Below are 8,955 nucleotides of genomic sequence, written 5' to 3'. Positions count from 1 at the left end.
CGCTCGCCCTGCTGCCGCTCGAGGACCTGCTGGCCCTGCCCGCCCAACCGAACCTGCCGGGCCCGCCGGTCGGCCATCCGAACTGGCGCCGCCGCATGCCGCGCGACATGACGCGGCTGATCGACGATCCCGCCGCCGCCGCGCTGGCCGCCATCGCGCTCGCGCGCCGCACCGCGGGAGAGCCGCGATGAGCCCGCCGCGCGCAACCCTGCGCCTGCAACTGCACGCCGGCTTCGGTTTCGACGATGCCGCCGCCTACGTGGACCAATACGCGAAGCTCGGCGTGAGCCATGTCTACCTGTCGCCGATCACCCAGGCCGAACCGGGCTCGACGCACGGCTACGACTGCGTCGACTACGGGCGCATCAGCGAGGAGCTGGGCGGCGAGCACGGTTTCGTGCGACTGGTCGGCGCGCTGCGCCGTCACGGACTCGGCACCGTGGTCGATTTCGCGCCGAACCACATGGGCGTGGGCGGCACCTCGAACGGCTGGTGGAACGACGTGCTCGAATGGGGGCCGCGCAGCCGTTACGCGCGCCACTTCGACATCGACTGGCAGCCCGTCGATCCGACGCTGCACGGCCGTGTGCTGCTGCCCTGCCTGGGCCGCCCCTATGGCGAGGCGCTGGCGGCCGGCGAGATCGCGCTGCAGGCCGACCCGGCCAGCGGCCGGCTGTCGGTGGCCTGCCCCGGGCGCACGCTGCCGATCGGCCTGGGCGCCTATGCCGAGGTGCTGCGCGCCGCGCACGATCCCGGCCTCGACACGCTGGCCGCGCGCTTCGCGCCGCTGGCCGACGCGCCGCCGGGCGCGCCGCGCATCGCGCTGGCCTTCGAGGCGCTGCGCGAGCATCTGCGCGCCCACGGCAGCGACGCGCTCGACGCCGCGCTGCGCCATTACGCCGGCAGCGACGAAGCCGGCCGCGCGCGCCTGCACGCGCTGCTCGAACGGCAGGCATGGCGGCTCGCCTGGTGGCGCACCGCCAGCGACGAGATCAACTGGCGCCGCTTCTTCGACATCGACACGCTGGCCGGCGTGCGCGTCGAGGACGATGCGGTGTTCGAGGACGTGCACGCGCTGCTGTTCCGCCTGGTCGACGCGGAGCTGATCGACGGCGTGCGCATCGACCATATCGACGGCCTGGCCGATCCGCGCGGCTACTGCCGCAAGCTGCGCACGCGCCTGGCCGCGCTGCGCGAGCCGGCGCCCTACCTGGTGGTGGAAAAGATCCTCGCGCGCGGCGAGACGCTGCCGGCCGACTGGCTGGCCGACGGCACCACCGGCTACGACTTCATGGACGAGGTGAGCGCGCTGCTGCACGATCCGGCCGGCGCCGAGCCGCTCGAGCATCACTGGGCCGAGCTATCGGGCAGCACGGCCGATTTCGCCGACGAGGCGCTGGCCGGCAAGCGCGAGGCGGTACCGCGCCAGTTGGCGGCCGAGGCCGAGCGTCTGGCCGACGCGCTGCACGCGATCGCGCGCGCCGATCCGCGCACGCGCGACCTGGCCCGTGCGCCGCTGCGGCGCGCGGCCATCGAGCTGGCCGCGCAACTGCCGGTCTACCGGCTCTATCCGCTGGCAGGCGAGCGCGAGCAGGAGCGGCCCTTCATCGAAGCCGCCGCGCGCGCCGCCGCGCGGACCCTGCCGCGCACCGATCGCGCCGCGCTCGACCACGCGCTGGCCTGGCTGGGCTGGCCCGAGCTGGCCGGCGATACCGTCGTGCCGGACGTCGATCCCGCGCTGTCGTTGCGCGCGCAACTGTCCTTCGCGCGGCTGAGCGCGCCGCTCGCGGCCAAGGGCGTGGAGGATACCGCCTGCTATCGCTACGGCCGCCTGCTGTCGCGCAACGAGGTGGGCGCCGATGCGCAACGGCTCGCGCTATCGCCGGAGGATTTCCACACGCGCAATCTCGAGCGCGCGCGATGCATGCCGGCCACCATGCTGGCGACCGCCACTCACGACCACAAGCGCGGCGAGGACGTGCGCGCGCGGCTGGCCGTGCTCAGCGAGATGCCGGTGCCCTGGCGCGGCGCGCTGGAAGCCTGGCATGCGCGCAACGCGCCGCCGGCCGGCGGCCCGAGCCGCGCCACCGAAGCCATGCTCTACCAGACGCTGGCCGGCTGCTGGCCCCCCACGCTCGGCCCCGACGACGCCGAGGGCCTGGCCGAACTCACCGAGCGCATCGTGCGCTGGCAGACCAAGGCGCTGCGCGAGGCCAAGCGCGAGACCGGGTGGCTCGCGCCCGACGCGCGCTACGAGCAGGCCTGCGAGGATTTCGTGCGCGAGATCCTGCGGCCGCGCGGCATCGACGATTTCGCGCACGCGCTGCATGCCTTCGTGGCCCGCATCGCGCCGGCCGGCGCGGTCAATTCGCTGCTGCAGACCGCGCTGCGGATCGCCTCGCCCGGCGTGCCCGATCTCTACCAGGGCACCGACGCCTGGGATTTCAGCCTGGTCGATCCCGACAACCGCCGCGAGGTGGATTTCGCCGAGCGGCGCGCGATCCCCGTCGACGGCCCGGTGGCCGGCTACCTGCCGACCTGGGCCGACGGGCGCGTCAAGCGCGCGCTGGTCACGCGCATGCTGGGCTTGCGGGCACGTCATCCCGAGACATTCGCGAGCGGCGCCTACCTGCCGCTGGCGATCGAGGGACCGGCCAGCGCGCATGCGATCGCGCTGATGCGGCACGACGCGCAAGCCCGCATCGTGGTGGTCGGCAGCCGGCTCGCGCTCGGCCTGCTGGCCCCGGACGATGCCGGGCCGCGCATCGAGGCGCGTCATTGGGGCGACACCAGCGTGGTGCTGCCTCTCGACATGCCGGCTGGGTCGGCGGCCTGGCGCGACGAGCTGGGCGATCGCGATTTCCAGGCCATGAAGCGGGATGGCGGCGGCACCCGGCTGCGGCTGGCCGATCTGCTGGCCGAGCTGCCCGTCGCGGCGCTGGTCGACAGCCGTTCGTGAGCGCCGTGCCGGCCTCGCGCGCCACGCACATCCTCTGTCCCGGAAAAGCAGCACAGACGGCCTCGCGTTGACATCGATTTCTGGCGGCTCGTTAATGAGGTTTTATGATCGAGCCGCCGGATCGATGCGCCACGTCCACTCACGCGTTGCCCCGCCATCGCCTCGACGGCCGGACGCCGTTCCCCACGATCCTCGCGAGCGAGGCGCCGACGCAGCGCCGCGCCGACTTGTCGACCCCGTCGTCGATCCCGTCAGCAGCATTCCCGTTCCGGCGCCGTGCCCGATGCGCGGCGCCTTCCCTACCGTCATACGGAGCCAGTCATGATTTCGAGCCGTGAAGAAGTGACCAGGATGATTCTGTCCAGCAAGGTGCGCAAGGGCATCAAGTGGACCCAGGCCGCCGAGGCCACCGGGCTGTCCAAGGAGTTCACCACCGCCGGCTGCCTCGGCCAGATGACCTTCGACAAGCCGCAGGCCGAGGCGATCGGCAAGCTGTTCGAGCTGCCCGACGAGGCGGTGGCCTGGCTGCAGATCGTCCCCTACAAGGGCTCGCTGCCGAGCACCGTGCCCACCGATCCGCTGATCTATCGCTGGTACGAGATCGTCAACGTCTATGGCAGCACCATCAAGGAGCTGATCCACGAGGAATTCGGCGACGGCATCATGAGCGCGATCGATTTCTCGATGGACATCCAGCGCGAGCCCGATCCGAAGGGCGACCGCGTGCATGTGGTGCTGTCGGGCAAGTTCCTGCCGTACAAGCAGTATTGAGTCACGACCCCGGCCAGGAAGCCGCGCCGGCGTGGACATCGATGCTCAGTCGTCGATCGACGACTGGAAATCGGCCGCGTAATCCTGGCCGCCGTGGTAAATCCCGAGAACCGCAACCTGTTCCTCGGTGATTCGATAGGCAATCGCCGTGCTGCCGCGGTAGTGCGTCAGGCGCAAACCGACGAGCAGGTCTTCGCGCGGCACGCCGCGCTGGAGAAAACGATCGAGCTGCTCACAGAACGTGATGATGGCGCGACATATCTCTGCGCCGTGACGGGCGCGCCACGCGCGGCGATGCGTGCCTCGAGTTCCGATAGTTGATCGACGGCTTCGGGGGAAAATACGACCCGATATGGAGCAGGCGTCACGAGCGAGCCGCTCGTCGGCGCGCCAGGGTGGCACGGGCGTCCGACGGCTCGACCGCGCGATCGGGATCCGCCTCGAGCGCGGTGGCGGCCGGCACCACGCTATCGCGCAACCACGCCTCGACCGCGCGATCCCGCGCGGCAAGCGTGCGCAGCGCATCGCGAATCACCTCGGAGTCGGAGGCATATTCGCCGCTGGCGACCTTGGCCCGGACCAATTCCGCCATCTCGTGGGGCAAGGTAATGCTCAATTGTTGGGTGGAGCGCATGATCTTTCCCTTGACGTCGATAGGATTGAATCCTACTCCTCGCCTGCCGGCCTGCCGGCCTGTCACACGACGCTCTGACATCAGCACGCGTTTTGTGTGAACCCGCTCTGGCCACCTCTCGCCGGTCGCGCATGAAGCGCCCCATTCATTTCAAATTCCCTTCAATATCTTTCAAATACCCGCCTTCACACCGCGATTCCCGGCGAAAAGACCCTATCCCCCACGTTGCCGGCTTGACACCGCCACCGCCCGCGCCGAATAATGCGCCGTTCGTCAATCGAAACGACGTTCGATTGACGAACTTTTCATAACAAGAACAGGCTGGCCGTCTTCCTTGTCCGCGCAGGTCGAGCGTGCGACGCGGAAGGCGCGATAGAGAACCCGCTGCGCCGTGGCAACACCACGAGCACCTGGAGGAGCACCGCATCCCGACCCGTCGCGCGGCCCGCGAGCTTTCGAGCGCGCGCCGCCCCGGGCCCACCCGCATGCCGATCCGCCGCCCGGCGCCGCAGCAGCCCCCGCTGCGCAACAGACTGACAGCATGCAAAGAGACAACCTCGCGCCCGCAACCGCGCGCGCCACCGAATCGCGCGGCGTGGTCGCCGCCCTCGTCTACGTGTTCGAACGGGTCATGCCCGACCCGTTCGTGCTCTCGATCTGCCTGACCGCCTTCGTCGCGCTGCTCGCCTTCGCGATCGCGCCGCAGGGCAATCTGCCGACCGTGCTCGATTCCTGGTACACGGGCACCTTCGGCATCCTCGGCTTCGCGCTGCAGATGATCCTGATCCTCGCCACCGGCTACGCGATCGCCGAGGCGCCGATCGTGCAGCGCGGCCTGCGCGCGATGGCGTCGCGCGCCCAGACGCCGGCGCGCGCGGCCCTGCTGGTGTTCCCGGTGGTGGCGGTGGCGGCCTGGCTGAACTGGGGCCTCGGCCTGATCGTCGGCGCCCTGCTCTCGCGCGAGATCGCGCGGCGCGTGCGCGTCGATTTCGCCTGGCTGGTGGCCGGCAGCTACTCGGCCTGGTCGATCTGCAACAGCGGGCTGTCGAGCTCGATCGCGCTCTCGCAGGCCTCGCACGGCAATGCGCTGAACCTGGTGGAGAAGGCCACCGGCCAGGTGGTGCCGCTCGGCGCCACGGTATTCGCCCCCTTCGTGTTCATCCCCACCGTGCTGGTGGTGGTGGTGATGACGGCGATCTTCATCCGCATGCATCCGCGCGAGGCGGACGTGGTGGCCTTCGACGACGCGGCCGACCAGCAGCGCCAGGCGCCCGGCGACGATCCGCATGCGCGCGTGGGCGGCACGCCCTCGTTCGCCACGCGCCTCGAACAATCGGTGCTCGGCACCGTGCTGCTGCTCGCCTTCGGGATCGGCTTCCTGGTGATGGAATGGCGCTCGGGGCATTTCGACCTCGACATCAACACCACCATCCTGATCTTCCTGCTGATCGGCCTGGCCCTGCAGCGCACCCCGATCGCCTACGCCAACGCGATCCGCGGCGCGGCGCGCCAGACCGGCTCGATGCTGCTGCAGTACCCCGTGTACGGCGGGATCATGGGCATGATGAAGGGCACCGGGCTGGCCTCGATGATCGCCAAGGCCTTCGTGACGATCGCCACGCCGCTCTCGCTGCCGCTGTGGAGCTACCTCAGCTCGCTGATCATCACCCTGCTGGTGCCGAGCGCCGGCGGCCACTGGGCCGTGCAGGGCCCCTTCGTGCTGCCCGCCGCGCTGAGCCTGCACGCCTCGGTGCCGCGCACCGCCATGGGCGTGGCGATGGCCGAGAACGTCTCGAACATGCTGCAGCCGTTCTGGGCCGTGCCGATCGTGGCGATCGCCGGGATCCGCATCCAGCGCGTGATGGGATACACGGCGGTGACCTTCGCGGTGTCGCTGGTGATCTACGCGCTGGCGCTGTGGCTGGTGCCTTGAGCGCTGCCTGAAAACGCCGTATCGAACGCAGCGGCCATGGCGGCACGACGGCCGCTGCGTTCGATCGGCGCGCCCGCTACATCCCCTCCCCGCCACCCGCCTCCGAAGGCGCCGCGAAGTAGCGCAGAATGCGCGCCTTCTCGTCCGAGGACACCACGCCAGGCGTCGACGCCGCGCGCGCATCGGCGTGCGTCGCGACCAGCCCCGACGCGGCCACCGCCGCGATCGCGCCACTCTCACCACCGGCGCGCTGCGCCATCAGCGGAATCGCACCCTGCGCATCGAGCGCCGCCACGAAACCCTGGCCCGGCAGGAAGGCCTTGTCGTAAGGCTCGCCGTCGATCAGCGCGACCTCCTCGGGCGGCGCCTCGATCGATTCCGGCACGCCCGCCAGCGCATGCCCCATGAACTCGATCCAGACCGGCAGCGCATTGCGCGCGCCGTATTCGCGCGGCCCCATCGAGGCCGGCGTATCGAAGCCCATCCACACCACGGTCGCCAGTTGCCGCTGGTAGCCGGCGAACCAGCCGTCGCGATAGTTGTTGGTGGTGCCGGTCTTGCCGGCCAGGTCGCCGCGCTTGAGCGCATTGGTGGCCGCGCCCGTGCCGTGCATCGCCGCGCGCCGCAGCATGTCGGTCATCAGGTAGCTGTTGGCGGCGCTGATCACGCGCGGCGCGCCGGCACCGGCACGCGCCGGCGCCGCCTCGAACAGCACCTGCCCCGCGCCGTCCTGGATTTTCGCGATCAGGTAGGGCTGCACGCGGAAGCCGCCGTTCGCGAAGCTCGCGTAGCCGGTCGCCATCTGCAGCGGCGTGACCGCGCCCGCACCCAGCGCCATCGGCAGGTTCGGCACGATCAGGTCGGAGCGCAGCCCGAAGGCACGCACGATGTAGTCCTTGGCATAGGCCGGCTCGATCGCGCGCAGCACGCGCACCGCGACCAGGTTCTTCGAGCGCGCCAGGCCCTCGCGCAACGCGATCGGCCCGAGCAGCGCGCCGCTCTCGCGCGGCCGCCAGACCGGGCCGCCCGGGTAGCTGGCGGGGATCTCCAGCGGCAGGTCGTCGATCACGCTGGCGGGCGCGAAGCCCTTGGCCAGCGCCGCCGAATAGATGAAGGGTTTGAAGCTCGAGCCGGGCTGCCGCCAGGCCTGGGTGACGTGGTTGAGCTGGCTCGGCGTGTAGCCGTTGCCGCCGACCAGCGCGCGGATCGCGCCGTCGTCGGGCGAGATCGCGACCAGCGCCGCCTGCACCGCCGGCAACTGGCGCAGCACCCAGCGGCCATCGCCATCACCATCGCGCGCGATGCGCACGATCGCGCCGGGCTTCAGCGACGAAGGCAAAACCACGCGCCGCCCGGCGCCGGACGACAGCACCGCCAGCGCGCGCCCCGACAACGCCACGCGCTCGCCGTCGGCGCGCATCAGGTCGAGACGGCCGGCGCCGGCGCCGATCACCACCGCGCTGGCCATGCCGCCGACTTCGGGTCGCTGCTTCAGCGCCTGCGACGCTGCTTCGGACAACTTTCCATCGACCAGCACCGGCGCGGCCACGCTGGCCTCCGGCCCGGCGTAACCATGGCGCTGCTGATACGCCTCGGCGCCGTGCCTGACCGCCTCGAAGGCGGCGCGCTGCTCGCCCAGCGCCACCGTGGTGGTAACCCGGAAGCCCGATTCGTAGGCCGCCTCGCCGTAACGCTCGACCATCATCTGCCGCACCAGCTCGCTGACCGAGCCGGCCGGCACCGAATCGCGGCGCGGCTCGGGCCGTTGGTACGGCGGCTCCTCGAGCGCGGCGCGATACTCGGCCGGGCTCAGGTAGCCCACCTCGCGCATGCGCGCCAGCACGTAACGCTGGCGTGCCTGCGCCCGCTCGGGATCGCTGATCGGGTTGTAGGCCGAAGGCGCCTTCGGCAGGCCCGCGAGCATGGCCGTCTGCGCGACCGTCAGTTCGCCCAGGTCGCGCCCGTAATAGGTACGCGCCGCCGCCCCGAAGCCGTAGGAACGCTCGCCCAGGTAGATCTGGTTCATGTAGAGCTGCAGGATGCGGTCCTTGGGCAGGCTGCGTTCGAGCTTGATGGCGAGCAGCACCTCGTAGAGCTTGCGCGCGAAGGTCTTGTGGCGCGACAGGAAGAAGTTGCGCGCCAGTTGCATGGTGATGGTGCTGCCGCCTTGCGCCTTGCCGCCGCGCAGCGCGTCGACGAACACCGCGCGCAGCAGGCCGCCGGCGTCGACGCCGGGATGCGCGTAGAAACTCGCATCCTCGGCCGCCAGCAGGGCCTGCCTGGCGCGCAGCGGGATCGCCCCCGCCTCCAGCGGAATGCGGCGCTCGATGCCGTATTCGGCCAGCAGTTCGCCATCCGAGGAGAAGATCCGCAGCGGCTCGGCGGGCTGGTAGTCGCCGAGCGCGGAAACCGGCGGCAGCGACGGGTAGACCACCCATGCGAGGTAGGCCAGCGTCGAGGCGCCGGCCACCACGCCGGCGCAGACCAGGCCGACCAGCGCCGTGCGCAGGCGGCGCCAGCCGCCGCGTCGGCGCGGCGCGCGATCGCCGCCGGGTTGCCCGGGCGGTTCGGAGGAAGGGGCTGTCGAGGGATCGGGCTTGCGAAGGAACATGGGATGGGCGCGGCTGGCGATCGGGCGCGACGGGCTGGGCCGCGCGA

General features: G+C 71.0%; 7 protein-coding genes. 4 read left to right on the top strand and 3 right to left on the bottom strand.

The annotated features are described in order from the left end of the window. The 3 genes from F3J10_RS32685 to cynS form a co-directional block, all read left to right on the top strand. A partial coding sequence (locus F3J10_RS32685; RefSeq protein ID WP_167243821.1) for a hypothetical protein occupies positions 1 to 191 on the top strand: 191 nt, incomplete at its 5' end. After that, on the top strand, positions 188 to 2,959 hold the full coding sequence (gene treY, locus F3J10_RS32680) for a malto-oligosyltrehalose synthase (RefSeq protein ID WP_167243820.1): 2,772 nt from the start codon (positions 188 to 190) through the stop codon (positions 2,957 to 2,959). The genes F3J10_RS32685 and treY, both read left to right, overlap by 4 nt. Before the next feature lie 321 nt (positions 2,960 to 3,280). Continuing rightward, positions 3,281 to 3,730, top strand: a complete 450-nt coding sequence (gene cynS, locus F3J10_RS32675) for a cyanase (protein WP_166913069.1) — start codon at positions 3,281 to 3,283, stop codon at positions 3,728 to 3,730. Positions 3,731 to 3,775: 45 nt separating this feature from the next. On the opposite strand, the gene F3J10_RS32670 is transcribed toward cynS, so the two are convergent. Then, the gene (locus F3J10_RS32670) at positions 3,776 to 4,132 is read right to left on the bottom strand and encodes a type II toxin-antitoxin system RelE/ParE family toxin (protein ID WP_205200570.1); all 357 of its coding nucleotides are present in this window, start codon (positions 4,130 to 4,132) and stop codon (positions 3,776 to 3,778) included. Continuing rightward, a complete protein-coding gene (locus F3J10_RS32665) occupies positions 4,095 to 4,364 on the bottom strand; it encodes a type II toxin-antitoxin system ParD family antitoxin (protein WP_025099231.1) in 270 nt (89 codons plus the stop codon). The genes F3J10_RS32670 and F3J10_RS32665 overlap by 38 nt, the downstream gene beginning before the upstream one ends. A gap of 541 nt (positions 4,365 to 4,905) precedes the next feature. On the opposite strand from F3J10_RS32665, the gene F3J10_RS32660 reads away from it, so the two are divergent. Next, positions 4,906 to 6,297: a TIGR00366 family protein gene (locus tag F3J10_RS32660; protein ID WP_167243819.1), complete on the top strand. Its 1,392-nt coding sequence runs from the start codon at positions 4,906 to 4,908 to the stop codon at positions 6,295 to 6,297. 76 nt (positions 6,298 to 6,373) lie between these two features. Here F3J10_RS32660 and F3J10_RS32655 read toward each other — a convergent pair. Continuing rightward, on the bottom strand, positions 6,374 to 8,955 hold a 2,582-nt coding region (locus F3J10_RS32655), incomplete at its 5' end, for a PBP1A family penicillin-binding protein (RefSeq protein WP_240155778.1).

It is taken from the genome of Burkholderia sp. Cy-637 (assembly GCF_011753175.1).
Lineage (GTDB): Bacteria > Pseudomonadota > Gammaproteobacteria > Burkholderiales > Burkholderiaceae > Burkholderia > Burkholderia gladioli.
This window is presented reverse-complemented; position numbering and strand designations above follow the sequence as displayed.